Below are 24,413 nucleotides of genomic sequence, written 5' to 3'. Positions count from 1 at the left end.
GCGATGCGAATTGCCTTCTACGCGCCGCTGAAGTCGCCCAATCATCCCGTTGTCTCCGGCGACCGCCAGATGGCCCGGATGCTGGTCAAGGCGCTGGAGCATGGGGGGCATAGCGTCGAACTAGCATCCGAATTACGCTTCTATCTACGCGAACCGGAGCCGAAAAGTTTCGATGCGCTCAAGATCGAAGCCCGAGAGGAAGCCGYGCGGCTGACAAAGCTTTGGGATCGTGAGGGCAAGCCCGATCTCTGGTTTACGTATCATCCCTATTACAAGGCGCCCGACCTGATCGGCCCCGAGCTGGCGTCGGCCTTTGGCGCCCCCTACTTAACAGCGGAAGCCTYCTATTCGAGGCGGCGCAACGCCGGTTTGTGGGCCGATACGCAATCGTTGGTGGCACGGGCCGTCGAACAAGCGGCGCTGAACATCTGCTTCACGCAAAGGGATCGTCAGGGACTGGCAGATGCGATACCGGGCGCCGCTCTCGGCATGCTTTCGCCCTTCATCGATACATCCACGTTCCGTGAAACGCCGGGACGGGGTAGTCCGACGCGCCTCGTAACCGTCGCCATGATGCGCCCGGGCGACAAAGTCGAAAGCTATCGCATGCTGGCGCAAGCGCTCGGTTCGATCGGTCACCTGCCCTGGACCATGTCGGTCGTCGGGGACGGGCCTGCCCGTGACGAGATCAAAGCGCAATTCGCCGGCTTGCCTGCCGAGCGTATCGAATGGCTTGGCGCGATTGAGCCAGCCGCCGTGCCGAATGTCCTCTACAGTGGGGGAATTTACGTCTGGCCGGGTTACGGCGAGGCCTATGGCGTTGCCTATCTTGAAGCACAAGCCGCCGGCCTTCCGGTGGTGGCTCAGGACATCGCCGGCGTGCCGGAGGTCGTGCGGGATGGTCAGACCGGGTTTCTTACCCCGCCGGGCGATGTGGGGGCGTTCACTTCTGCCATTGAAAGGCTTCTGGCCCGCAACGACGAAAGAGCCACCATGGCCGCAGAAGCCAGACGCTTCATTCTCGAAGAACGTTCCCTCCGTGCTGCCGCGGCGCGTCTGGCCGAACTTCTTGCGAAGCTCCCGATTTCATGACATCCGATCTGGTCTGGCAACCCTTGGTGGAAGAACTAGCGTGCTGGCAACGGGCGGACCGTAAGGCAGAGTTTTGGTTGCGCGACGATGACGCCGTGGATCCGACGCCTGCGCTTGATCGGCTGCTCGACCTCACCGGTGAATTCGCGGTTCCGGTCACTCTGGCTGTCATTCCGGCCCTGACTGATGAGAAGCTTGTCGTCCGGCTTGACGAGGCGCCGCATGCCACGGTCGCCATCCATGGCTGGGCGCACCGAAATCATGCGCCCCAGGACCAGAAAAAGCAGGAGCTCGGCGCGCATCGGCCACGCGAGACGGTGCTCGATGATCTGGCCCACGGCCTGTCGCACCTAACCGGCCTGCACGGCGCACGTGCCGTCCCGATGCTGGTGCCACCTTGGAACAGGATCGACGCTGGCTTGGTAAACGACCTTGGATCGATAGGATTTGCGGCATTGTCGGTCTTTGGGCCGCCGAAGCCGGCTTCACTGGCGGTGATCAATAGCAATGTCGACATCATGGAGTGGCATGGCACGCGCGGTTGCCGCGATCATGGCCTATTGGTTCAGGCTATCATCGCGCAATTGCAGCATGCATTCGACGGCGGCGAACCGGTCGGCCTGCTCGCCCACCATCTCGTCCATGATAAATCGGCTTGGCTTTTCCTCGAACGGCTGTTCACAGTCACCGCACAGACTGAAGCCTGCACATGGCTTCCGATCAGGACATTGATCGCCCGCAGCGCCGGTAGAGGAAAATAGCTCAGCGCTATTTGTGCAATGAGACCGGGAATTGAAGCGTCTGGYCATCCCGCGCGGCAAAAGCACCGGCAAACCTGTCTTTGGCCAGTTTCTCGATCTCGTCCAGTTCCTCGTCGGTGCGTGTCGGATCGTGGTGAAACAGCGCAAGCCCCCGCGCACCGGCTGCCTCACAGAGCTTGACGCCCTGCTGCCATGTCGAGTGCCCGTTACCGCGGCGTTGTTCCATTTCCTCCTCGGTGTAGGTGCAATCGTAAATGACGAGGTCGGCATTTACGATCAGGCCGAGCRCCGCCTGATCGAGTTTGYCCGGCTCGTGTTCGGTGTCGGTGATCACCGCCACGACGCGACCGCCCCATTCGACCCGGTAGCCTATGCAGCTGCCCGGATGGTTAAGACTGCCGGTTCGGACCACCACCCCTTCGCGCGGCCGAAGYACGTCTCCGGATATGAAATCGCGGCAGTCGATGCTTGCCTTGCAGATATCGAGTTTCACCGGGAACCACGGCGGCCGCATGAACTCATCGACCATCTGCCGGGTCGTCATGCGTCCTGCAAGATGCCCGGACCAGAGCCTAACTTTGACGCTTCGGTCATAGATCGGCTTAAAAGCCGGCAGCCCGATGATGTGATCATAATGGCAATGGGTAAAAAAAAGGTCGAAATCGGTCACGCCCGACRCCCGAAGCGCTCCGCCGGCAGGCCGCAGGCCAGAGCCCGCGTCGAACAGAAGCGTACGCTTGCCGCATCGCATCTCAATGCAGATTGTGTTGCCGCCATAGCGAGAGAATTCTGGCCCCGATACCGAAATGCTGCCGCGCACCCCCCAAAACCTGACCAGGAAAACGTCGTCGTCCATGCTGCTCCTTCGCAGTCCAGTCGCCCATAGTAGCCAGAGCCATCACGATGGCGAGGATCAAGCGCACGTCATTCGTTACTTGGCGCTCCGTGCGTCGATCAGATCCGCGGTCGTATGGCTTAGGCGATCGGCAAGAACCCGCAATATCTCGATGGTCATTTCCGGGAACTCCTTCATAAGCCTCAGGAAATGATCCTTGCGGATTCTCAAGGCTTCCAGCGGACTTGCTGCTCTGACGGTGGCCGTCCGGGAGCTGTTGCACAATATGGCGATCTCACCAACAATCGAATTTGGCACCAGTTCGGCAACTTTTATCGGTCCGCTGTCGGAATCGACTAGAATATCCGCGCTGCCTGAAAGGATAACATAGGCGGCGTCTCCTTCGTCGCCCTGCCGGAAAAGGATCTGGCCGGCGCTGTAGCTCACACGATCCGATGTGAACGCAAGCAGCTTGAGCTTTGCCGGTTCGATGCCAGAGAACAAGGGAACGCGTTGCAGCATTCCAACTTCATCCTTGAGYAGCATTGTCGCAAACCTTCTCAAAATTCGCGTTTGCCAGACGCCGTATCCCGTGACCTTGCAGCAATTGCCACCGGAAGAATAATCCCACCTGAACGCCCGTTGCTCTATGACAGCAGTTCCTTGAAGATACCCTTCCCTGCCAAAAGTGTCTCGTGTGTTCCGTCTTCCACCAATTGACCCGAGTCGAACACAATAACGCGATCGAACATCATCCCCATCGTCGGATTCGTCACAACCCACACAATTGCCGGCGAATGGCCGTCGCACCTGGCTTCCTCGATCACGTTTCGCAGCACCTTATCCTGCACGCGCTGATCGAGCGCCGACAGCGGCCGGTTGAGAATGAGAAAATCAGGACGCTTGAGTAGGGCCCGGGCAACATCGAGCTTCTGTCGCTGTCCAGCGGTCAGCCGCCTGCCGCCGGCGCCGACGTTGAAGTCCAGGCCGACATCCAGAAGTTCGGCATAAAGCCCCAGTTCGTCCAGAATTTCATAGACGATGGAGCGTATGCGGTCCGGCGCGTCGGGATGGTTGTTGCCCACACGCCCGAAAAGAACATTATCCATGACGGTGGCCGCGGCAATGTATTTGGCAGGATCATACCGTTCGATCGCATTTTGCAGCTCGGGCGGCAGGTTTTCATAGAACCGGTTGCGCGCAGCGACGATTTTGCTCATCAGCTCGTCGCTCAGAAGGCCGAAGCGGTGCCGAGGCTCGATATAGGCAAAGCTCAAGGTCACGATCATGGCGCGATCGCTCTCCGAAACCGCCTCGTAGGGACGGTTGTTGAGCCGTTGCAGCAAGGTTTCGTAGGCGGGTATCTCCTCGGCGCTCATGAAGGCGAGCTGCTGGAAGAACTGATGATCGGGCGGCAGGTCGGCAAACAGCTCGATCGCCTGTTCGGCGATCTCCATGCCCATTTCGTAGAGCGTGCGGTCGAGACCGGCTTCCCTCAGCACAGAAGCAAAATAGGGATTGGCCGCTAGAGCCTTGTCGGCCAGTTCGGGGCCGGCAGCAGCGCCGAAGAGCAGGTTTTGGCCGATCGTTGCTTCCTTATTGTAGGCACCCGGTTCGAAAGGAACCACAAGTTCGCTCAGCCCTTCGTGTCCCAGCCGGGTTCGCAGCGCCACCCGCAGTTCGACGATCCGCCTGGCGAGCTCCGTGTGACGTGTGAGGTCAGCCGAAGAGCGAAAGCCAAGATCCAGAATGTCGCGTGACAGAAGAACCGCGTCGAGCACCCGGCGCACCGCTTCAAAAAGGTCATGCGGGCCCGTGGCGCCGGCGGACGCATAGTCGATCCAGTCGCTGTTGATATCAAGATCCGGATTGCCCGACCGGCGCGCCTCGTGGACGTTCCAGCGGTTCTGCTCTGCCGCAGCACCGTCATAAGGCACCGATCTCAGCGGCGCATGCTTCAACCCGTAGAGCAGGTTATCGCGGAGGCTTGCATGGAACAGAAAAACATCCGACGAGGCATAGGACATGCGCCGGCCGGTCACGGCTTCGGGGAGTTCAAGCAGGTCGTCGGCGCCCGAAACGATCTTTCCGCTGTCCGGCCAGCTCAGCCGCGCGAAGGCTTCTGCAAGCGCCTCCGCTCCACCTGTTGCGGTACTGACCAGCGCCACCGTCTCGCCCGGCTTGACCTGCAGGGAGATACGGTCGAGGAGCATTGCACCGCCATCGTCTGCTATGGACAGACTGATCGCCGACAAGGGGCCTGTCATCGGATCGGGATCGTCGATCGTCAACGCTCCGATCTTCGGCGCAATGAGACCCTCGACGGTGAATTGTTCAACGACCTGCTGATATTTGACCTGGACATCCTGCCGCGCCTGGTCCCAGTCGATCAGTTCCTTCATCGGTCCGGGCAGGTCCTTGTAGGCGCTGATCACGGCCACGAGTTGGCCGACGTCCAGCCGCCCCTGGAGGACCAGATACCCGCCGATCATGTAGAACAGAAAGGGCGTAAGCTGCGCGAGAAAATTGTTGAGGAACTTCACCATGAATTTCCATTGGTAAAGATCGAAGCGTATCTTGAAGATGAGCCCGAGYCGGGCAGCTATGTCGGCGCGCTCGTAGTTTGATGTATCGTGGACGTGAACCGAGCCGATGCCGTCGACGATTTCGCCAACCCGGCCCGAAAGCGCGCGCGCCGWCAACTGCCGTTCGCGCCCGAGCACGATCAGCCGCCGCCGCATTCGCGGGATGAGCACGATCTGGATCACCACGATCACGACCGCAATCATTCCGAGCCAGAAGTTCTGGACCATGATGAACAGCATGGCCGTTAGTGCCTGACCGCCGAGCAGCACCGGCTGCAGGAAGGCATCGCCGATGAAGCCACCCAACGGCTCCACCTCGTCCTTCACCATGGTCGCCACTTCGGCGGATTTCACGCGTTTGAAGTAAGTCGGCGGAAACCGCAGCACGCGATCGACCAGATCGAAACGAATACGCCGCAGCATGCGTTCGCCGAGGCGGCCTTTGTAGGTGTTGATGTAGAGTTTGAACAGGCCGTTGATGATGACTAGCAAGAGGAAGACAATGCTAAGGGCGAACAGCGTCGACGTGCGGTCGAGCTGAAAACCGGAGAAGAACTGAACCTCTCCAATGAACGGCAGGTCATAGTGTAGCCTCATAAACGGCTGGGTCGCGCCGGGTTGGCMGAAACCCTTACCTTGGATCGGGCCGTTGACGATCAGCTTCGGCAGGTCGAAGGATATGAAATACGGGATCATCGAAAGCAGGACGATCATCAATATCCAGAGCTGCTGCTTCTTGGTGTGCGTCCAGATATAGCGGGCTAGACTTGGTTCCATATCCGATTATGTACCGTTCAATTGGAAGGTYGCAGGATGTAGAAGCACCTGCTGGCTAATGGCGTATCAGCAAATTCTTCGTCGCCAACAACAAGCTCGAGGCCACAGTGCACGGAGATTGTCCTGCGCTCAACGATGAAAGGCACCTGCGAGGCGGCGCGATCCAGTTCCGGCGCATGGTCGATGACCACGACATGGGCATTGTTGATCAGCGAAGAAAGCAGCTGGCCAAACGGTTCGCGGCTTCCGTAGGGTTTTGGCGAACAGTCGAGCGGCACGAGGCGACAGCTGCGCTGCTRATGCTGGCGGATGAACGCCGATGGTTCCGACAGATGCAACAGCCTCTCTCCGGCACCGGGCAATGGCGAAGCGGCTTGCAGCATGATCACGTCCGCGAACCAACCAGCCTTGCGGGAGGCAAGATTGCGTTGTGTCGCCCGAAATCCCARCATACAAGACGAATATGATGGATGTCACGCAACCACGCAATGCGGGCATGGACTGGCGCGAGCAAGCCTTGGACCTCACGAGGGGAATAGCTGCCTATGTCAACTGCCCTCTCGTGGCAGGGCTGGCGCGCGTCATCGCCAAGCATCCGAAGGCCGATATCGCCAACGCCTTCAACCACAAGCAGGTCGCCTGCAAAAAGTGGGCGCTCGACAGGCTGTTCGACAGCTACGGCGGCCGGTTCGGGCGCATGTGGGTTCTGGGTGGATGGTACGGCGTATTGCCGGCAATGCTTTTCAACGACGCTCGCTTCGACATCGCGGCGATTGATAGCATCGACATCGATCCCGAAGTCGCRCTGGTCGCCCGGACCCTCAACCGGGAAGCCGGCGACCGGTTCCGGGCGATGACGGCAGATATGTACGCGCTCGACTATGCGGCCGGGCGGCCCGACCTGGTGCTCAATACGAGCTGCGAACACATACCCGATCTGCGCGCCTGGCTTGCGCTGCTTCCACGGGACACGAATGTACTGCTGCAATCGAACGATTATTTCAGCGAGCCCACGCACATCAACTGCGTGGCTTCACTGGCRGCCTTCGAAGCAATGGCGGCGCTGCGGGACGTGCGGTTCTCCGGCGAACTGCCGACAAAAAACTATACGCGCTTCATGCTGATTGGAACTGTTTGATGCATTTCGCCAAAGTGCGTAGCGGTTTTGGGACGGCGACATGCATGAAACAAGGACTTTAAGGAGGTCGCGCGATCATCACCACATGCGACGCGCGTTAGCATCTATCGTCTGTCTGATCATGAACTTTTCCGAAAACCGGGCCCACTTTTAGGGACCATGCTCGATATCGCTCGCGCAGGATTTGCGCCGATCGACGCGCGCCTTCCAGGTCGAGACGATGCGCGGATGGCGTCGGTCCTACAAGCGCCTGTTCGATCGCTTGCGCCAAACCTTCGGGCGTTAGGTCCTTTTCCTTCAGCACTGTTGCAAGACCGAGTTCTTCGAGCATCAGCGCGCGAACCGTCTGTTCGGTTTCCGCGCCGGCTGCAAATGGGACGAGCAGGGAGCGACAACCCGCGCYCAGGACGTCGCAGACCGTGTTGTAACCCGCCTGCGAAACTGACAGGCGGGCGCCGGTCAGCAGGCTGGCGAAATCCTCGCGGAACCGGAAGATGGACAGGGCCGGCGTGGCATCGCGTGCGATCGCGTCAAACTCGTTTTTCGGCAGGTTTGGACCGGTGATCAAACACCATTTCCAGGCGCTGTTGGCATTCCGCGCCGCTGCAATAGTGGCACTGACAAGGCTCTTTCCAGCAGCCCCGCCGCCAACCGACACCAGAACGTCGAAGCGTTCGGAAGCTGCGGGCGATGGCGGCGCGGCAACGAGCCCTGTGTAGGCAACCTCGGCCCTGATGGCCCCAGCCAGTGGAAATGTCTTGTCGATCGTCGCGAAAGCCGGATCACCGTGGACCATGACCAGGTCGAAATGCCTGTTGATGAGATCTACCGTTTCCTCGTTTCGGCCCGGCTTGACGCGCTCCTGAAGGATATCACGCACGGACGTCGCCAGCAGCGGTCTGGGTGACGTCGCGTCGATGGCCTCTATCAGTGGCAAGAGTTCGAAACGCATCTGCCTGCGTCCAAATGGAAACGCCTCGACGATCACGATATCGGGYCTACAATCCCTGAATGCCTGCAGCAGCATTTCTGAACGGTATTTCTTGAAAGCATCGTCGATGGGTTGGCCCCGCAGATCGACAAGTCCGGAAAATCCTTCATCACCGGAGGTGACGGGTGGCAGGGCTACAGAWTTTACACCCAGTCCTGGAAACCCCGCGATCGGCGCTCCGCCGGTCACCACGGTTACATCAAACCCGTCATCGACCAGAGCCGCCGCAATGCGGCTGGCGCGCGCGAGATGGCCGATACCGAGGAGATGCTGGACATAGAAGAAAGCGCGCAGCCGCTTCATTCGCCGGCCCGCCACTCCCGCTCGAACAGTTCCTTGAGCTGTCCAATGCTTGCCATATGATCGAAATTGCCGCGCACGCGCCGCTCTGCGGCGTCGCCGAGGCGGGCGCGCAGCACGGGATCACGGATCAGGCGCTCCAGCGCCTGTGCCAGGGCAATTGGGTTTTCCGTCGGGACCAGCAGCCCGGTTTCATCCGGCGATAAAAGCTCCGGCACGCCGGAAATATCGGTCGACACGCAGGCAAGCCCTTGGCTAGCCRCCTCCACCAGAACATTCGGCAGACCGTCCCGATCGCCATTTGCGGTGATCCTGCAGGCCAGGGCGAAGATGTCGGCGCTGCGGTAGTGCTCAAGCACCTCCTCCTGCGCAAGCGCGCCTTTCCAGGAGACGCGACCATCCAGGCCGAGCTTTTGCGCCAGCGCCTTGAACCGTTCCAGTTCCTCGCCGCCGCCGATATGCTCGAAACGCCACGCCAAATCACCAGGCAAGAGGGCAAGAGCCTCCAGCAAGATATCGTAACCCTTCTTTTCAACGGCGCGCCCGACACTCAGAACGATAACCGGTTCGTCCGGCCCCGAGCCGTCATGCTGTTTCCGCGCTTCGCCAAAACTGCCGAAGCGATTGAGGTCGAGCCCATGATAGCTCAGATGCACTGACGAGTTGCCGTTGGCGAGTTTTTTCAGACGGTCGAAGCCGGTTTTCGTGCAAGTGACCGTCCAGCGCGCCGAGGAAAGCTTTCCAGCCAGATCCCAGTCCGCCGAAGTCCAGATGTCCTTGGCATGGGCCGAGCAGCTCCAAGGCAGGCCACGAAGCTGGCTGGCATAGCGCGCCACCGATGCCGGTGTGTGCGCGAAATGTGCATACAGCCAGCCCGCGTCTTTCGGCCATTCGGCYGCCAGCACGAGCGCTTGCCCGAAGCGGCGCGCGCGATTGCGCGTAAAGTCGCGGGGGATATCGGTGGCCAGCGATCCGAGCGCGCGCCAGAAGCCCGGCCGCARCAGACAAGCAAACAGCGAGCGAAGCACGCGCAGTGGTTCTTCATGCAGATATTCCGGCAGATAATGGACGGGCGCTTTGATCTCGTTATGCACCGGATGGCGTTTTGCGTCGGTCGGCCGCCTGAGCGCGACGAGTATCAGTTCGAACCCCGCACGCTCCAGCCCAAGCAGTTCCTGCGCGATGAAGGTTTCCGACAGCCGCGGATAGCCCTTCAGAACCACGACGATCTTGCGACGCTGCAACTCAGTTCATGCCTTCAATGACCGAAAGGTGATGGCCGGCCCGCCGGTCGAGCAGTTCTRCCACGATTGCGGAAATATGAGGCAGCCCTTCCAGCGTCAGGTGCGGATTGCTCTGCGATGGGCGGGGCCGATCCGGCAGCACCTTCAGTGCATCGGCAAACCGCCGGGAATCCTCGGCTTCCTCCGGCAAAAGCATCTCGATGAGGCCCAGTTCGGCTGCGCGTCGTGCTCGGATCAGTTGTTCCTGGCGGGGCTCGACGCGCGGCACGATCAGCGCCGGCTTGTCGAACGACAGTATCTCGCAATAGGTGTTGTAACCGCCCATCGCCACTACCGCCCTGGCGCCGGCAATCAGCTCTTCCATGCGGTTGTCGAAGTCGATGATCTTGATATAGGGGATTTTGGCCCCCTTCTTGCGCAGCTTGTTGCGCTTACGCGCCGGCATGTAAGGCCCAAGTACGATCAGCGCCCTATGTTGCAATTGCGTGTCCTGCTGATAAGCGTCGATGACATTGTGGATCAGTTCGGCGCCATCACCGCCGCCACCTGTGGTAACGAGGATATAGTCGCCCTCAGGCCGATGGCCRGGCAACTCGTTCTGCGGTAGGCTCCGTTGCAGGAAACCGACGAACTTTATCTTTGCCCYGACAGCCGGCAGCACATCCAAGCCGGTCAACGGATCGTAAAAATCCGGCGGACCATAGGCCCAGACCTTGTCGTAGAACAGGCCTATCTTGCGCATCACATCCCTCAATGCCCACTCTGCTTCGAGCAGTTGAGGCGCGTCCATCACCTCGCGCAGGCCAAGCACGAGCGTGGTGCCTCGCGTCTTGAGGTAGGACAGCGTGTCCTCGATCTCACCGCGCAGGCCGAGCGGTTCCTTGTCGACGATGAAGATATCCGGCCGGAAACTCTCGGCTGTGTGGCGAATGATCGACTGGCGCATTCTTAGCGTCTCATGCAGATCGATATCCTTTTCCAGCGAGGTGTATTCGCCGTTGCGCAGCTTGATGACGCTGGGGATCTTCACGAAGTCGACGCGGGCGCGGTAGTCGAAGGCACCGGCGATGGGCGCACCCGAAATGATAAGCACCTGRAGTCCGTGGAAATCCTCGACCAGCGAATGCGCGATTGTCCGGCAGCRCTGCAAGTRGCCGAGYCCGAACGTGTCGTGGCTGTACATGAGAATTCGAGCGTTCTGTACGTGCTGGGTCATCGTTGAACGTCTTTCAGAACTTCGCCTTGAAGACCGTGGGCGCCCGCAGTATTCGAAGCCACTCTCGCAGGTCTATCGACCTGTTTTGAAACATGAGGGAGCAATCTTTTCAATTGTATTACCCAAGAGGGTCCATATGCTGAGCTGCGCCTGCTCAGCTGCCATGCCCATCAGATGCGACGCCCAGCGCATGGGTCTCGTCGGACTCGTGCGCTGTACATGGATCACGGCGCATAAATGCACTTGTCTCCAGACAGATCGCGGGCTGGCCGAAGTTCTTGCTTTCCGAATGCAGCCAGGCCGATGGCGCTCCGGCCCCATGGCCGACGCGGCTAAGYCGCCCAAGAACGGGCTGAAAATCTCGAAGACAGCGCTCCGAGACGAACCACTATCGATGCCCTCAGGTGCTGGCGCTCTTGCATCGGCCACGCAAATCATCACCTTGTCCCTCAGCAGACGAATTCAGTAACAGCAATGTATTGACGGTATCCCACCTCCGACTCGATGCGCGAGGGGTCAACCCGCGTGGYCCAAGCGCAGAACTTACCGTCGACGATTGTGCCTTCGCGCGTCGCCTGAGCGAAGAGCTATGTTCTACTCAAATTGAGGTATGCCTCCGAAGGGACAGCCTTTCAAGCATGTGCTAATAAAGGCATTTTCAGGAGGATGCTATGCCGTCGTTGAGGTGGGCTGCTATTGCCGCGCTTGCCGCAACTCTCAACAACGCGACGCCGACCATAGCCGCTGAAGCAGTGGGCCAGGCAGTCTTGATCAAGACTGCCGTTACCGGCGCAACCGGGCCGCTGGTGGTCAGCGCACCCGTTCATCGGGACGAACGTATAAGAACATCCAATACCGGCCTTGGCCAATTCGTCTTCCTGGATGGCTCCAAGCTGGCGGTAGGGTGGGGTTCTTCCGTCGTTATCGACARGTACGTCTTCAACGATGAGAATTCGGTGAAGAACCTTACCATCCGCGCTGCCAAGGGAACGTTTCGCTGGATAAGCGGAAGCTCRCCTTCGTCGGCCTACCAGATCGTGACGCCAGCCGGCACGATAGGTGTGCGGGGAACAGCATTCGATGTCCACATCGCGCCCAGCGGCAAAACTGCGGTCGTGCTGCTGAGAGGGTCGGCCCGATTCTGCAGCGGCGGCGGATGCAGGGAACTGAAGCGGCGCTGCGATTGTGTGGTCGCGACGCCATCAGGCGCAATGACCAACGTTACCAAGGTCAATCGATCTGTGCTCACCACACTCGRCACCCCGCGGGCATTGCCGTTTCTGACCGGCAATCWGCAGCTTTCGGGAGGCTTTGACGCAATCGGCTGCGGGCTTACGGCTGCCATTCAGCAGGAGCATAYGGCGCGGCCGCAGCAGCGCAACTCACCGGCGCCCAGTCCACCCAGTCCGGGCACGCCCAATCCGCCGAGCCCGCCATCCCAGGGCGATATGGATGACGGCAACAACGGCCACGGCAATGATCCGGGTAAGCACGATCGCAGTAATCCCGGAAAATCCAATGGCCCTAGCAAAGGATAGGGCAAGGTTTGTGGCAGCGGCAGGAGCAGCAGATAGCCGCTCTTTTCTTGGCGCATCGGGTATTCGACTTCGCAGGCCGGTTGGGGCTAATTCGCTTCTACGTCGGGATGGACGAAATCATTGCCCTTGAACAGCAGTGATTCGGGCAGTCGACTGCCCTGTATGAATGCAGGTCAGGAACCGGAGCCGAATTGTCGCTCCGCATAGCCGGCATTCACTTCCACCGCCGCTCCCGCCCGTTTGGCAACAAAATCGTCCGATCTACGAGCTATCCGGCCGTAGAAGTCCTGCAAGCCTGCCGGCAGGCCTGCGGCCTTGGCTTTGGCCRCCRCGATGATCTTTCGGGTGCTTGGCAAGCGCGATTGYAACGCCTCGACGAGCTTGYCGTGGAGAAGCCGCAATTCCGCAAAATCCGGYGACGACGCAACATTTTCATCGCCGACGACGGCATTGATTCTCGTCCTCGCGCTCTTTCCCTTGAGTTCCAGCGATCCCGCGTCGAGCAAGGCCCAGTCTGCCAACGATCGTACTGTGTCGTCGGACGCGAGGATATCGAAACTAACCGCCTTGCACGCTGTCTCTATACGCGCTGCGATGTTCACCGCGTCGCCAACGGCCGAATAGTTGAATCGCGACTCCGCACCCATGTTTCCGACGCAGGCGACGCCGGTATGGATACCGATACCGATGCGAACCGTCTGCCCGGCCCCGAATCCGAACGCATCGCTTTCGTTGAGGCGAGCAATCGTCTCGCGCATGGCCAATGCCGCGCGTACGGCCTTGGCAGGATGATCGGTGACATCGAGCGGGGCATTCCAAAAGGCCATGATCGAATCGCCGATGAACTTGTCGAGTGTGYCTTCATTGGCGGTGACATGACGGCTAAGCGCGTCGAGAAGCGTGTTCAGAAACCRCACGACAGCGGTAGGCGGCAGTCTTTCGCTGATCTCGGTGAAGTTTCGCACATCGACAAACATCACGGTCAGCTCTCGGTCGTCTCCGCCAAGACGAAGCGCGTTGCGCGTGTGTTCGATGCGGTAGAGAAGCGATGGCGACAAATATTGGCCGAAGGCCCGCCGGATCGCGCGCCGCTCCCGATCAGTCACCAGGAAGCGGAAAGAGGTTGTCGCGAAATGCGTGATCGTGCCCATGAGAATCGGCGCAAACGGGTCGAACAGCAGTCCCGCAAGCGAAAAGGCAAGCCATGATGCGACGAGCGCCAGGCCCGTGATCGCCAGGCCGCAGGCGAGGGCAATCGCGGGGCTTACGAAAATCGTGAGAATCACCAGAAGGCTGCCCAGCATCGCGAAAGACGCGATTTCTAGCCCGTTTGCCCAATCGGGCCGCGACAGATAGTGGCCGGACAGTATCTGTTCAACGATCTGCGCGTGGATCGAGACGCCGGGCACGTTCTCACCAAGTGCCGTGACACGAATATCCTGCAGCCCGGCGGCCGAAGTGCCGACAAACGCGATGCTGCCCTCGATCGCGGCTCTTGTTTCGGGCGAGACGCCGCTGGGTGCGAGCACGTCCTTCGCCGAAACATACCGTTCCGCCCTGTCGGGACTGACATAGAGCCAGAGTTCACCGGCCGAGGTCACCGGGATAACGAAGTCGCCGATCTTGACGGAGGTCATTATGCCCCGCCGATCCGGCACGCCGGCAATGAGGTAGGTGGAGGCGCCCTGCGCAACCCTTATGGCTTCGAGGGCAAGATCCGGATAAAGTTGCTCGCCATCAGTCAGAAAGAGTGGGGCTGCCCTCACCACAGCCGTCGATCTGCCCGGATTGAGGCTGATGTGTCCGATGCCGGCTGCATTGGCCTCAAGCTGCGGCCGCAGCGGTGTGGCTGCCCTGATATAGGGAGGAGCAGCGACCGGGCTCTCGCCCGTAAAGGCAATGCCAGCCTTGATTTGCGGCCGATAGTTCCCTTCGTTGGAGATGCCGTAACCCAGGATAACTGGCTTGCCGGCGATCGATCGGGAGAAAATTTCGTCGTTGTCGGGTAGGCGGCCGAGCAGGGCCGGATCGATGCCTGGCACGTCGCGGACAACACTGCGAGGCGACAGACGATCCGGCTCGGCGAAAAGGATGTCGAATGCGATGACTGCCGCACCAAGCTTCGTCAGTTTTTCGACCAGAGCCGCCATGCGATCCCTAGGCCACGGCCACTGCCCGAACTGCTGCAATGAGGCCTCGTCGATGTCGACCACGCGGACGGGCATCGCCTCGAACCTGCGAGGTGCCAGCCTCTGATATTGGTCGAACGTCGCTTCGCGGGCGAGTCTCAACAACTGCGGGTCGCTCGCCCTGACAATGGTAAGCACCGCTACCAGCGACAAACCGAGGATGACGCCGGCCAACTGGGCGCGTCTCATGACTTCTGCACCAGTAACTGTGGCTCGTATCCTTCGTGCATGGCCCCGCTCCTGGAGTTAGCTTTTCGAGCCCCAAGGCTAGGCTGCATTGTTCCCAGCAAATGTGCAATCGCCAACCRCCCAACGGAGTAGCGCAGCTCCAGCGCTGGCGATTTGCGTAGCCACGAAGAACTCACTCAGCTCCACACGGTCGACAGTCGGGCGCGAAGGGCATCAATTGAGATTTGATCGCGCAGCTTCACCGACGCGCGTCTGTTGATGCGCGCGAAYGGCCCGGTAACGGCTTTCAATGAAAACAAGCGCTTACCTTTAAAGGCGCGTTAAGTTGCGGCTTTCACGCAGGGCACATGCCTCTATCTTCAGAACGCAGCTCGTCTGATTTGGCGACGTCTGCGCTCACGCTGAACTTCGCCGAAAATGGAAGAGCGCCTCATCGATAGTGCGTCTCACGATGTAGCGGTCCTCCGACTCTACCCCCCGAAGCCACATAAAGGACGGCCAAACGATCCCGCTCATACGCCTCGGCCACAATTCACCGCACAGTTCGGCTCACCTCTCTTCGGAGGTCGCTGCCACGATCTAGATCCTGATCGGTGCACAGAAATCCACCCGCCAAGTCGCGGGCACTGCAGGTGGGCGTGGTCATGAAAAGCGACTCCCTCTCCTACCCTCCCCGGGGTCTCTCACGCGAGGAAGCCGCCCGGTATGTTGGCGTGGGCCTGACCAAATTTGACCAAATGGTTGCAGACGGCCGCATGCCAAAGCCGAAGAAGGTTGACAGCCGCGTGATCTGGGATCGCCTGAAACTCGAAGCCGCGTTTACCGAACTACCTGGAGACGATGAAGAGAATATCGTCGACTTCCTGTTGCAAGGGAATCGTCGCAGGGAATAGATTCATTCTGCCATGACCGACAAATATCCCGGCCTCTCCTCCTACACCGATCGCCATGGAAAACGTCGCTGGCGCGATCGGACGAAGGAGCGTGTGGTTAGCCTGCTGGCTCCTAATYAACCAGGTTTCAAGGAGGCTTATCTGGCAGCGGTCGAGGGCCGGAAAGTCCCCAAGGCCCCCGTCGTCCAGATGCCCGGAGCTGCCCTGCCCGGCACGTTTGGAGCCGCCTTTCAACGGTTGAAGATTTCTGTGAGGTGRCTGGCTCTTGATGAGGCAAGCAAGCGCAAGAACTCGCGGCTGATCGAAGAGTTTCTAGAACTGCGGGTGGTCCCTGATCACCCGCTCATCTGGCGCAACGCACCAGTTAAGAATCTTAGACGCATCCACGTTGAAGAGCTTCTTGGCCGCTTCATCGCCACGCCCCATAAGGCCAAGCATCTGTTAGTAGGCATACGCAAGCTGGTCTATGTCGCACTACGTCAAGACTGGCTCGAAATCGATCCGACAGCTGCGGTCGAATGGCGGCCCGCTTATACCGGCTGGAAAGCCTGGTCGCGCGAAGCGATGGCGCAATTCGAAAACCGTTGGCCGCTCGGCACCGCGGCGCGCACCTGCTACGGGCTGGCGCTGTGGCTTGGCAATCGTCGTGGCGACGTTGCCGGGCTGCGTTGGGACCAGAGGATCACGCGCCGCGTCTTTATCGATGGCGTCGAACGTCGCTTCGACGGGTTTGATATCGTTCAGGCCAAGAACAAGGGACGAACGGGCGGCAAGCGGCTTTTCGTGCCGATCACACCGATGCTGTCCGAGATCCTGGATGCGGCCGACAGGCGTGCCGAAACTGTTCTAGTCAACGGCTATGGCGAGCCGCTCTCCGCCAAGTCGCTGACTGGGATGATGGCGCATTGGTGCAAGTTCGCCGGCCTACCGAAAGGCCTGACCTTGCACGGGCTGCGGAAGTCGCTTGGCGTTTATCTGGCCGAGGCAGAGGCCTCAACCAGACAGCTCATGGACGTACTCGGTCACGACGATATCGATCATGCCGAGCTCTATTCGCGCGAGGCGTCGCAGGTTCGGCTGGCGGTGCGGGGGATGGATCGAGTCGTGCGTCTGGTCACGCGCAAGCCGATGCTTGGCGAACCTGTTGGCGAACCTCGTGGCGAACCACCCTATAAAGCATTGATAAATAACGACAATGGTGGGCCCGGAGGACGACCTCAAATCTTTGATTTTGTTTAAGCTTTTCGTGGGCAGAAATCGAGACCTTTCCCGTATCGTCCCGTATGGTTCCGCCGCTCATTCGCTCGAACCCAATTCTCAGACGAACCTGCTGGTGTCTGGCAGATGGCGCGCCCAAGCCATCCCTGACCGGGCGGCGTACTGGTGCGGTAGCTGCCGCTGCTTGGTGCATCGGCGGATGTCCGAATTGGGGCCGAGAGCCGCCTGTCGGCTTTCGAGTGGCTAGGCTAGAAACCCGACCGCTTTACGTGAACAGCCGGCGCTTCCACCTGTTGCGCATCATTCAATAGGTCTCGAATATTCTCTTCAGTTCGCCTAGATCACTCGTTCTTGCCAGCGCGAGACCAAGCAGAATTCGAGCTTTCTGTGGGGTAAGGTTGTCCGCCGCCAATATCCCGATGGAACGATGCCTGGCGCTGTCCAGCGCCCCGCCGCTTCCGACGCGGGATGACTGCAAGGCAACGACGCCTTTCGAAATCACCTCTTCGAGTGCCGCGACTTCTTCCGGAGTGCCCATACCCGGCGCGAAGCCGGCGAGCACGATGCCTTTGGCGCCCGCTGCCGCGAAAGCGCGTATCGCTGTTCCGTCCGAGCCCGCATAACTGTAAGCGACGTCGACGCGTGGCATTGCCGCGATGTCGGCATCCGAAAACTCGCTGTCCAGCGTGTGTAATCGTTCCGTTCGGCGATAGTAGCGGACCGCTTCGCCGTCGACCTGGCCAAGCATGCCGAAATCCGGAGACTGGAAGGCATGCAAGCGGAAAGTCGACCGCTTGCTAACGTCGCGCGCGGCATGGATTTCGTCGTTCAGCACAACCAGGACGCCGCGGCCACTTGTATCAGGCGATACCGCTACCTTGATCGCATTGACCAGGTTCGCCTGCGCGTCCGACGAAATGCCGTTCAGCGGCCGTTGCGACCCAACAACGACCACAGGAATTTTTAGCTTGAGCGTCAGCGAGAGACAGTAGGCGGTTTCCTCCAGCGTGGCAGTACCGTGGCCGATGACAATGCCGGCGAGTTCCGGCTTGTCTCCGGCGAGCTTGGCACAAAGCAGCGCCAGATCCCGCCAGTCTCCGGCGGTCACTGCCGTGCTCTCGATCGTATTGAAGCGAACCGGCGTTACGCGGGCCAGAGTGTCCAATGACGGCAGCGCCGCGATGATATCGTCGGCATGAAGTCTATGATCGTTGTTCCCGTAATCCAGTATATCGAATGCATCCTTGCCGATTGAGGCGATTGTCCCGCCGGTTCCGATGAATGCCACCTCGGGGACTGCTGTTGTCATGTGCTGCCGGTAGTTCCATCGGAAGGGCTGCCGAGCGCACCTTTCTGCGCCAGGAGGCGATATTTCTGGATCACCGTTTGATAGCGCAAAGGATCGGCGAAAAGCGAGACCTCAAAAAGCTCTTCGGCCTCCTGCCGGGACAGAAGCGCCATCTCGACCGCCGCATCCTTGACCAGCAGGCCCCGCTCGGAGGCAAAGCGCGCCACTGATCCGGCTTTGGGATAGTCGAAGACTGCCGCGATTGCCRTGGACAATGCCAGCGACCCCTCCGYAGCCTTCCGGCATTCCGCCTCATTGGCCGTGAGCCCGTCGATRCACTTTGAAACGAGTAAGGGGATCGCCCGGTCGAGCAGCACGATCGACTCGGTAACTGCGTTCAGGATGATCGATTCCCAGACATTGAGGTCGAGTTCGCCCTCGCAGGCGCGGGTGACGGTGGYGTCGTTGCCGAGGACACGGAAATAGACCTGGATGGCCATCTCCGGAATGACCGGGTTGATCTTGCCTGGCATGATGGACGAGCCCGGCTGGACTGCCGGCAGCGTGACCTCGGAAAGGCCGGCGCGCGGGCCCGATGACATCAGTCGCAAGTCGGTGCACATTTTTGCCATCGACAGCGCCAACGATTTCAGCGCGCCGGAGATCGATATCCATTGGTCTGCGTTCTGYAGTCCRTCGAAGAAGTTCTCGTCCGGCTCCAACGYGAGTCCTGTGATGCGGCTGAGCTCCACGTAAATCGCCGTTTTGTAGCCGGCGAGCGCCCCGAATTCGGTGCCGACAGCGGTCGCGCCGAGAGGTAGGCTGAGGCACTTCTTCTTCATGGTCTTCAACTCGAGCAGTGCGCGCAGGAAGGCATGCCGGTAGCCCGACAATTGCTGGCCGAGCGTGATCGGCAGCGCGTCCTGAAAGCAGGTCCGCGATAGTTTTATCATACCGGCGAACTCCGTCTCCTTGGCGGCCAACGCCTCGACGAGGATCGACACGGTGCCCTCGAGCTGGCCCAACAATCCATGCACGGCGAGCTTCATCGCCGACGGAATCACGTCGTTGGTCGATTGCGCCATGTTCACATCCGTATTGGGATGCACACGGTCGTAACCCTTGCGGCCGGTCAGCGCTTCATTGGCCCGGTTCGCCAGAACCTCGTTGACGTTCATGTTGGCGGCGGTGCCGCCACCGCCGTGATAGATATCGACCCGGAACTGCGAGGGCTCGAAGTTTTCCAGACAATGTTCGCCGGCCGCGACGATCGCCTCCGCGATCTCCCTGGGCAGCCCGCCAGACGCCAGATTGGCGAGCGCGGCGGCCTGCTTTATGCGGATGACGCTCTCGGTGAATCCAGGAATGTCAGCGATCGTCTTGCCCGAGATCGAAAAATTCTCAAGCGCGCGGACCGTCTGGATGCCGTAGTAGTGAGCGTTGTCGATGCGCCGGCTGCCCAGCGCGTCCGTCTCGGTGCGCTCGCCGGCGATGCCCGCCGACCGGGGCGTAGTCTGGTTCATGTCGAATTTCCTTGGTTTGGATGACGGCCGCCGCGTCAGAGRACCTTGTCCAGGAACTCTTTGGTCCGCGAATCCTGAGGGTTGGCGAAAAATGCCTTGGGCTCGCCCTGTTCGACGATCACGCCCTTGTCGGTGAAATAGATGCGGTTGGCTGCCTCGCGCGCAAACCGCATCTCGTGGGTGACCAGGATGCAGGTCATGCCGTCCTCGGCGACTTTCCTGACAGCACCCAGCACTTCCTTGACCATCTCGGGATCGAGTGCCGCCGTCACCTCGTCGAACAGGATCACTTCCGGCTGCATGCAAAGCGCGCGGGCAATCGCCACGCGCTGCTGCTGACCGCCCGACAATTCGCCCGGATAAGAGAGCGCCTTCTCCGGCAGCCGCATCCCAGCAAGAAGGTCGCGTGCCCGTTCCTCGACTTCCTTGCGCCGTTCCCTGAGCACTTGGATCGGCGCCATGGCGACGTTCTCCAGCACGGTCTTGTGCGGAAACAGATTGTACTGCTGGAACACCATGCCGACGCGATGCCGAAGCGCCACCTTGTCGACCTTGGGGTCGGTCACCGTTATGTCGCCGACTTGGATGATACCGTGATCGACCGGCGTCAGGCCGTTGATCGTCCTAAGGATCGTCGACTTGCCGGAGCCGGACGGGCCGATGATGGCCGCGACCTCGCCCTTGGCGACGCCAAGTTCGACGCCGCGCAACACCTCAAAGCTTCCGAAAGCCTTGCGCACGCCTTTCAGCGAGACCAGGGTTCGACCTTCAATCGCGGTTCGCATGAGAACTCCTCAGACGGTTCGGAAGCGCCGCTCGAGCGCATTGCTGATGCGGGAAATCGGATAGGTGTAGAGGAAGAACATCACGAGCAGGGTGAGGTACATCGGGATCAGGAAGCTAGCCTGCGCTTCCGATTGAACGGCTGCCTGGGTGCGGGCCAGCGCTTCCTCGACGCCGACGATCGAGGCCAGCGGCGTCGCTGTGATGAGCAGCGCATAAAGGTTCATCCACGGCGGCAACATGCGCGTGATGCATTGTGGCAGGATTATGYGGAACAGGGTGACGGATCGGGAATAGCCGAGTGCCTCGGCGGCTTCCCATTGCCCCTTCGGGACAGAGCCGATCGCGCCGCGCACGATCTCGGAAAAGTTCGCCGCTACCGGTACGCTGAAGCCGAGCGTTGCGCGCAGCCAGCTCGGCACGTTGTAGGTGAAGCCGGAAATCACGATCGAATAGGGCATCAGGAAGATGCAGTAGAACAGCAACACCAGCCAGGGCGCGTTGCGGAACAGCTGTGTGGCAAGGCGCGAGGTGCCGCCGACCAGGCGGGTATGCGAAACCTGGCCAAGCCCGAGGAACACCCCTGCCGTCGTGCCGAGCGCGATCGCGAGAATGCTCATCAGCACATTGAGCCCGAAGCCCCAGAGCACGAAGGGCAGCCAACGGAAAACATCGGTGAAGATCGAAGTCTCGGGCACAGCGCGCGCTCCGTTCAATTCGCGCCGAAGCCGGGCAGGCGCATCGCCGCCTGCACGCGGCCGATGATCCACACCACGATCCCGGTCAGCACCAGATAGATGGCGAGCATCACGTTCATCATCTCGAAAGTGTTGAGGGAGTCCGACCAGATCTGGTTGGACACGTAGAGCAGTTCCGCGACGCCGATCGCATAGGCAACCGTCGTCGACTTTGTGAGATCGACCAGATTGTTGGCGAGCGAGGCGAAGGAGAAGCGCAATCCGAGCGGCGCGACGATGTAACGGAATGCTTTGAAGCGCGAGTAGCCGAGCGCCAGCGCCGCTTCTTCGTAAGAGCCGTGCACGGCACTGATGCCGGATCGGAAGGTCTCGACGTTGAAGGCGCCGGCGTAGAGCGAGAGCGCGATCACCGCCCAGGTGAAGTTTCCAATCATCGGCACCGGGAGGCCGATGGCGTTCTGTCCGACCGGCATCARGCTGCCCACCGCGAAATAGAAGAAGTACATCTGCACAAGGAGTGGCGTGTTGCGGATGAGCGCCACATAAGCGCGCACCAGCATCGCTGCCGGTCCCCTGGTCAGACCCAGTGTGGCGGCACCGGCGGCGCCGATCAGGATGCTGAAGAACGTGCAGATGACGACCAACGCGCAGGTGGTGGCGAGCCCTAACACGAAGCGCTCAAAATCGAAGGCGTCGTAGAGGATCGTCAGGTTGATGCCAGACGCCTTCAGGTCGAGTGCGAATTGACGAAAGAGTTCGAGCATTGCCCGCTCCGGTGAAGAGGTGGCCGGTTGCCGGTTCCCGCTTGAGGAACCGGCGCGATCAGAACCATGAGCGACGAGACTGACGCGACTTTCGGAACGTCATTCGTGGCCTGAAGGAATTGCCGCTCACTGCGTGGCGAGGTGATCCTTCAGGGCCTCGTGCATCTTGCGCAGATAGGCGGATTCGGCGATGCCATTGGCCTTCTCCAGCTCAAGCAGCTTGCCCGAGCGGTGCCAGTTGGCGATCGCGCCGGCGACCAGCACGCCCCACGGCTTGTCGAGATCGGCCTTGCGGACGGCGATGCCCCAGGGCGCATCGTCCTGGGTCGGCAGCGGCATGTGATAGTCCGCCCATTTCGGATCGGCGAGTTGCACATTGATCAGATTGTCATCGGATAGCACGCCGATGCAGCGTCCCTGCTGCAAGGCGCTTTCGACCTCCGCGGTGCCGGCAAAGGCGAGCAATTCGAGCTTGAATTTCTCCTGCGCGGGCTTGTTGTACCAGGCGCCCTGGATAGCGCAGATGGTCTGGCCGGCCATTTCATCCCACTTCGTCGCCTTCACTTTCTTCGGCAGCAGGATGTTGTAGCCCGACGAATAGTAGTTCGGATGGACGAAGCCGACGACCTGGCGGCGTTCGGCAGTATCGGTCGCCGAGGCGATCATGATGTCGATCTGCCCCTGGGCGAGGAATTCGAAGCGGTTGGCCGAGTTGACCTTGACGATCTCGACCTTGGCGCCGAGGAGCTGGCCCAGCGCGTTAGCGAGGTCCACTTCCATGCCGGCGAAGCTTCCATCGGCCGCCCGGTAGGACCACGGCTTGTAGTCGTCCTTGGTGCCGACCTTCAGTACCTTCGTCGCCTCGATCTTGCACAAGGTATCGTCGCCGCAGTCGAGCGTCTCGGCATGCGCGACGGCCACGCCAAGCCCGAGGGCCAGCCCGATTGCGAAAGTCTTCAAAGCGTTCATCGTCATCTCCGTCATTGAGTGTTCAATATCCCTCGCTTCCGCGAAGCGACGGCTTCGCAGGCGCTTTTCTTTTTTGTCTGTTGTTTCTCGAAGGCCTCTTTCGGTTGCTGCCTTGGTCGCGGCCTTCACGGACATGAATGACGCCGCGGGCCATTGGCCGCAATTGCTTTTCAGCATAAGTATCCAGATTAATGGATTGTATGATCTCGATTAATGGATGGAGGGCTTCCGATGAAGGGCGGCATTGACCTCAGAATGCTTGAAATTGCGGCAGTGGCGATTGAAAGCGGCAGCATGAGTGCGGCCGGAGCGCGACTCGGCCTGACCCAATCCGCGGTGTCGCAAGCCATGCTCCGTCTCGAGAAGGAGATCGGCGCCAAGCTTCTGCACCGTGACCGCCGGCCGCTGACTCCGACCCATGCGGGACGCGTGCTGGCTGTCCAGGTCCAGGAGGTTCTCCAGCGGGTTGGCCGGGCAGTCGACGCGGTGCGGTCGGCGGCGGCGATGCCAGAGCGCCTGGACTTGCGTCTCGGTCTGGTCGATTCGTTTGCAGGAACGATAGGCGCCTATCTGGTCAAGGAACTGATGGATGGATCGCTCGCCCTGYGGCTGACCGCATGGTCGGGCCTCGCCTTCTCCCATACCGAGGCGCTGATGCGCCATGCGATCGATGCCGCCGTCACTTCCGACCCTATGGAAGGCCTCGACGACGTCATCCGCTATCCGCTGTTTCGCGACCCCTATCTTTTGTTAGTCCCGAAAAACCTTGGTCCCGATTGCCGGGACCACGACCTGCGCGAAATATTCTCTCGCCATCAGCTTATTCGACACAGTGCGCGCTCGCATAGCGGCACGCAAATTGAGCGGCATCTGCGTCGGCTCGGCCTGGAGCCGCCGCGCATGCTCGAATTTGACACCTCCGATGCGCTCGTCGCCATGGTGGCGACTGGCGTCGGTGTCGCCGTCACGACGCCGCTCTGCCTGCTCCAGGGCGCTGCCTATATCGACGGCGTCGAGGTGATGCCGTTGCCGGGACCGGGGTTCTCGCGCGAGCTGACCTTCGTTACCCGCCGCGAGGAGTTTGCAACGCTCGGGCCGCGCATCGCGGATCTCACCCGAGCCCTTGTCAAAGCGAGGGCATTGCCACGGTTTCTCAAGCTGGCTCCCTGGCTCGATTCCAAGGTGGAGTGGATGATGYTAGGCTCCGACAGCAATCCTGAACCAGCCAGGTTCGAGTAATCTGGTTAGGTAGTCGAAGTTTTCTTCGAAACATTCGGCCAACCACGGTTCAAGTCTGAGGCGCCTCGCCGGCGCTTACGTCAATGCTGGGAATTCGATGCAGCCTAGCGGGTCAGTAACGTTGCAAAAAGCTTGGCATCGATAAGTCCACGCCCTAGTAAACGTCCGTGATCTATTTTTTAC

21 protein-coding genes are annotated in these 24,413 nt (G+C 60.3%); 7 read left to right on the top strand and 14 right to left on the bottom strand.

The genetic code is table 11. The features are described from left to right. The first annotated feature begins 3 nt into the window (after positions 1 to 3). Together ORS3428_RS18690 and ORS3428_RS18685 are read left to right on the top strand one after the other, a co-directional pair. On the top strand, positions 4 to 1,092 hold the full coding sequence (locus ORS3428_RS18690) for a glycosyltransferase family 4 protein (protein ID WP_071099780.1): 1,089 nt from the start codon (positions 4 to 6) through the stop codon (positions 1,090 to 1,092). Next, on the top strand, positions 1,089 to 1,853 hold the full coding sequence (locus tag ORS3428_RS18685; protein WP_071099779.1) for a polysaccharide deacetylase family protein: 765 nt from the start codon (positions 1,089 to 1,091) through the stop codon (positions 1,851 to 1,853). The genes ORS3428_RS18690 and ORS3428_RS18685 overlap by 4 nt, the downstream gene beginning before the upstream one ends. A gap of 7 nt (positions 1,854 to 1,860) precedes the next feature. Here the strand turns inward: ORS3428_RS18685 and ORS3428_RS18680 are convergent, their stop codons facing one another. From ORS3428_RS18680 to ORS3428_RS18665, 4 genes are all read right to left on the bottom strand, one after another. Next, the gene (locus ORS3428_RS18680) at positions 1,861 to 2,709 is read right to left on the bottom strand and encodes an MBL fold metallo-hydrolase (RefSeq protein ID WP_071099778.1); all 849 of its coding nucleotides are present in this window, start codon (positions 2,707 to 2,709) and stop codon (positions 1,861 to 1,863) included. A 75-nt stretch (positions 2,710 to 2,784) separates the two neighbouring features. Continuing rightward, complete coding sequence (locus ORS3428_RS18675; protein ID WP_071099777.1) at positions 2,785 to 3,234, bottom strand: cyclic nucleotide-binding domain-containing protein; 450 nt, start codon at positions 3,232 to 3,234, stop codon at positions 2,785 to 2,787. A 101-nt stretch (positions 3,235 to 3,335) separates the two neighbouring features. After that, the gene (locus ORS3428_RS18670; protein ID WP_071099776.1) at positions 3,336 to 6,050 is read right to left on the bottom strand and encodes an ABC transporter transmembrane domain-containing protein; all 2,715 of its coding nucleotides are present in this window, start codon (positions 6,048 to 6,050) and stop codon (positions 3,336 to 3,338) included. 17 nt (positions 6,051 to 6,067) lie between these two features. Continuing rightward, on the bottom strand, positions 6,068 to 6,433 hold the full coding sequence (locus tag ORS3428_RS18665; RefSeq protein WP_083355204.1) for a hypothetical protein: 366 nt from the start codon (positions 6,431 to 6,433) through the stop codon (positions 6,068 to 6,070). 80 nt (positions 6,434 to 6,513) lie between these two features. Here ORS3428_RS18665 and ORS3428_RS18660 point away from each other — a divergent pair, with 80 nt between their 5' ends. Further along, on the top strand, positions 6,514 to 7,188 hold the full coding sequence (locus tag ORS3428_RS18660; RefSeq protein WP_071099806.1) for a class I SAM-dependent methyltransferase: 675 nt from the start codon (positions 6,514 to 6,516) through the stop codon (positions 7,186 to 7,188). Between the two features lie 97 nt (positions 7,189 to 7,285). Here the strand turns inward: ORS3428_RS18660 and ORS3428_RS18655 are convergent, their stop codons facing one another. Genes ORS3428_RS18655 through ORS3428_RS18645 form a run of 3 tightly spaced genes read right to left on the bottom strand, consistent with a single transcriptional unit; the run spans position 7,286 to position 10,939 of the window. Further along, on the bottom strand, positions 7,286 to 8,482 hold the full coding sequence (locus ORS3428_RS18655) for a glycosyltransferase family protein (protein WP_071099774.1): 1,197 nt from the start codon (positions 8,480 to 8,482) through the stop codon (positions 7,286 to 7,288). Beyond that, positions 8,479 to 9,723 carry a glycosyltransferase gene (locus ORS3428_RS18650; RefSeq protein ID WP_071099773.1) on the bottom strand — a complete coding sequence of 415 codons (1,245 nt, stop codon included), beginning with the start codon at positions 9,721 to 9,723 and terminating at the stop codon, positions 8,479 to 8,481. The genes ORS3428_RS18655 and ORS3428_RS18650 overlap by 4 nt, the downstream gene beginning before the upstream one ends. 1 nt (position 9,724) lies before the next feature. Then, positions 9,725 to 10,939, bottom strand: a complete 1,215-nt coding sequence (locus tag ORS3428_RS18645; RefSeq protein ID WP_071099772.1) for a glycosyltransferase family protein — start codon at positions 10,937 to 10,939, stop codon at positions 9,725 to 9,727. 671 nt (positions 10,940 to 11,610) lie between these two features. On the opposite strand from ORS3428_RS18645, the gene ORS3428_RS18640 reads away from it, so the two are divergent. Beyond that, complete coding sequence (locus tag ORS3428_RS18640) at positions 11,611 to 12,477, top strand: FecR family protein (RefSeq protein WP_071099771.1); 867 nt, start codon at positions 11,611 to 11,613, stop codon at positions 12,475 to 12,477. A gap of 173 nt (positions 12,478 to 12,650) precedes the next feature. Here the strand turns inward: ORS3428_RS18640 and ORS3428_RS18635 are convergent, their stop codons facing one another. Continuing rightward, a complete protein-coding gene (locus tag ORS3428_RS18635; protein ID WP_071099770.1) occupies positions 12,651 to 14,855 on the bottom strand; it encodes a CHASE2 domain-containing protein in 2,205 nt (734 codons plus the stop codon). A gap of 644 nt (positions 14,856 to 15,499) precedes the next feature. Here ORS3428_RS18635 and ORS3428_RS31630 point away from each other — a divergent pair. Both ORS3428_RS31630 and ORS3428_RS18630 read left to right on the top strand, forming a co-directional pair. Beyond that, the gene (locus ORS3428_RS31630; protein WP_083355207.1) at positions 15,500 to 15,748 is read left to right on the top strand and encodes a hypothetical protein; all 249 of its coding nucleotides are present in this window, start codon (positions 15,500 to 15,502) and stop codon (positions 15,746 to 15,748) included. 12 nt (positions 15,749 to 15,760) lie between these two features. Beyond that, a complete protein-coding gene (locus tag ORS3428_RS18630; RefSeq protein WP_244508029.1) occupies positions 15,761 to 16,987 on the top strand; it encodes a tyrosine-type recombinase/integrase in 1,227 nt (408 codons plus the stop codon). A gap of 283 nt (positions 16,988 to 17,270) precedes the next feature. On the opposite strand, the gene ORS3428_RS18625 is transcribed toward ORS3428_RS18630, so the two are convergent. The 6 genes from ORS3428_RS18625 to ORS3428_RS18600 form a co-directional block, all read right to left on the bottom strand. Beyond that, entirely contained in the window at positions 17,271 to 18,275 is a 1,005-nt protein-coding gene (locus tag ORS3428_RS18625) for an asparaginase (RefSeq protein ID WP_071099769.1), read from the bottom strand. Beyond that, positions 18,272 to 19,777 (bottom strand): aspartate ammonia-lyase, encoded by a 1,506-nt coding sequence (locus tag ORS3428_RS18620; protein WP_071099768.1) that lies wholly within the window; start codon positions 19,775 to 19,777, stop codon positions 18,272 to 18,274. Before ORS3428_RS18620 ends, ORS3428_RS18625 begins: the two co-directional genes overlap by 4 nt. A gap of 35 nt (positions 19,778 to 19,812) precedes the next feature. Then, positions 19,813 to 20,562: an amino acid ABC transporter ATP-binding protein gene (locus ORS3428_RS18615; RefSeq protein WP_071099767.1), complete on the bottom strand. Its 750-nt coding sequence runs from the start codon at positions 20,560 to 20,562 to the stop codon at positions 19,813 to 19,815. Between the two features lie 9 nt (positions 20,563 to 20,571). Next, positions 20,572 to 21,258 carry an amino acid ABC transporter permease gene (locus ORS3428_RS18610; protein ID WP_201788331.1) on the bottom strand — a complete coding sequence of 229 codons (687 nt, stop codon included), beginning with the start codon at positions 21,256 to 21,258 and terminating at the stop codon, positions 20,572 to 20,574. Positions 21,259 to 21,272: 14 nt separating this feature from the next. After that, positions 21,273 to 22,022: an amino acid ABC transporter permease gene (locus tag ORS3428_RS18605; protein WP_071099766.1), complete on the bottom strand. Its 750-nt coding sequence runs from the start codon at positions 22,020 to 22,022 to the stop codon at positions 21,273 to 21,275. Between the two features lie 126 nt (positions 22,023 to 22,148). Further along, on the bottom strand, positions 22,149 to 22,991 hold the full coding sequence (locus ORS3428_RS18600) for a transporter substrate-binding domain-containing protein (RefSeq protein WP_201788330.1): 843 nt from the start codon (positions 22,989 to 22,991) through the stop codon (positions 22,149 to 22,151). Between the two features lie 231 nt (positions 22,992 to 23,222). On the opposite strand from ORS3428_RS18600, the gene ORS3428_RS18595 reads away from it, so the two are divergent. Next, positions 23,223 to 24,230, top strand: a complete 1,008-nt coding sequence (locus ORS3428_RS18595) for a LysR family transcriptional regulator (protein ID WP_071099765.1) — start codon at positions 23,223 to 23,225, stop codon at positions 24,228 to 24,230. Positions 24,231 to 24,413 lie beyond the last annotated feature (183 nt).

This window comes from Mesorhizobium sp. ORS 3428 (genome assembly GCF_001854785.1).
Classification (GTDB): domain Bacteria; phylum Pseudomonadota; class Alphaproteobacteria; order Rhizobiales; family Rhizobiaceae; genus Mesorhizobium.
Note: the sequence above shows the minus strand (reverse complement) of the source record. Positions and strands in the feature narration are given on the sequence as shown.

Bases quoted from the DNA above. Each gene is read 5' to 3' on its own strand.
- ORS3428_RS18685 (WP_071099779.1), top strand. From the start codon at position 1,089: ATGACATCCGATCTGGTCTGGCAACCCTTGGTGGAAGAACTAGCGTGC.
- ORS3428_RS31630 (WP_083355207.1), top strand. From the start codon at position 15,500: ATGAAAAGCGACTCCCTCTCCTACCCTCCCCGGGGTCTCTCACGCGAG.
- ORS3428_RS18625 (WP_071099769.1), bottom strand. From the start codon at position 18,275: ATGACAACAGCAGTCCCCGAGGTGGCATTCATCGGAACCGGCGGGACA.
- ORS3428_RS18600 (WP_201788330.1), bottom strand. From the start codon at position 22,991: ATGAACGCTTTGAAGACTTTCGCAATCGGGCTGGCCCTCGGGCTTGGC.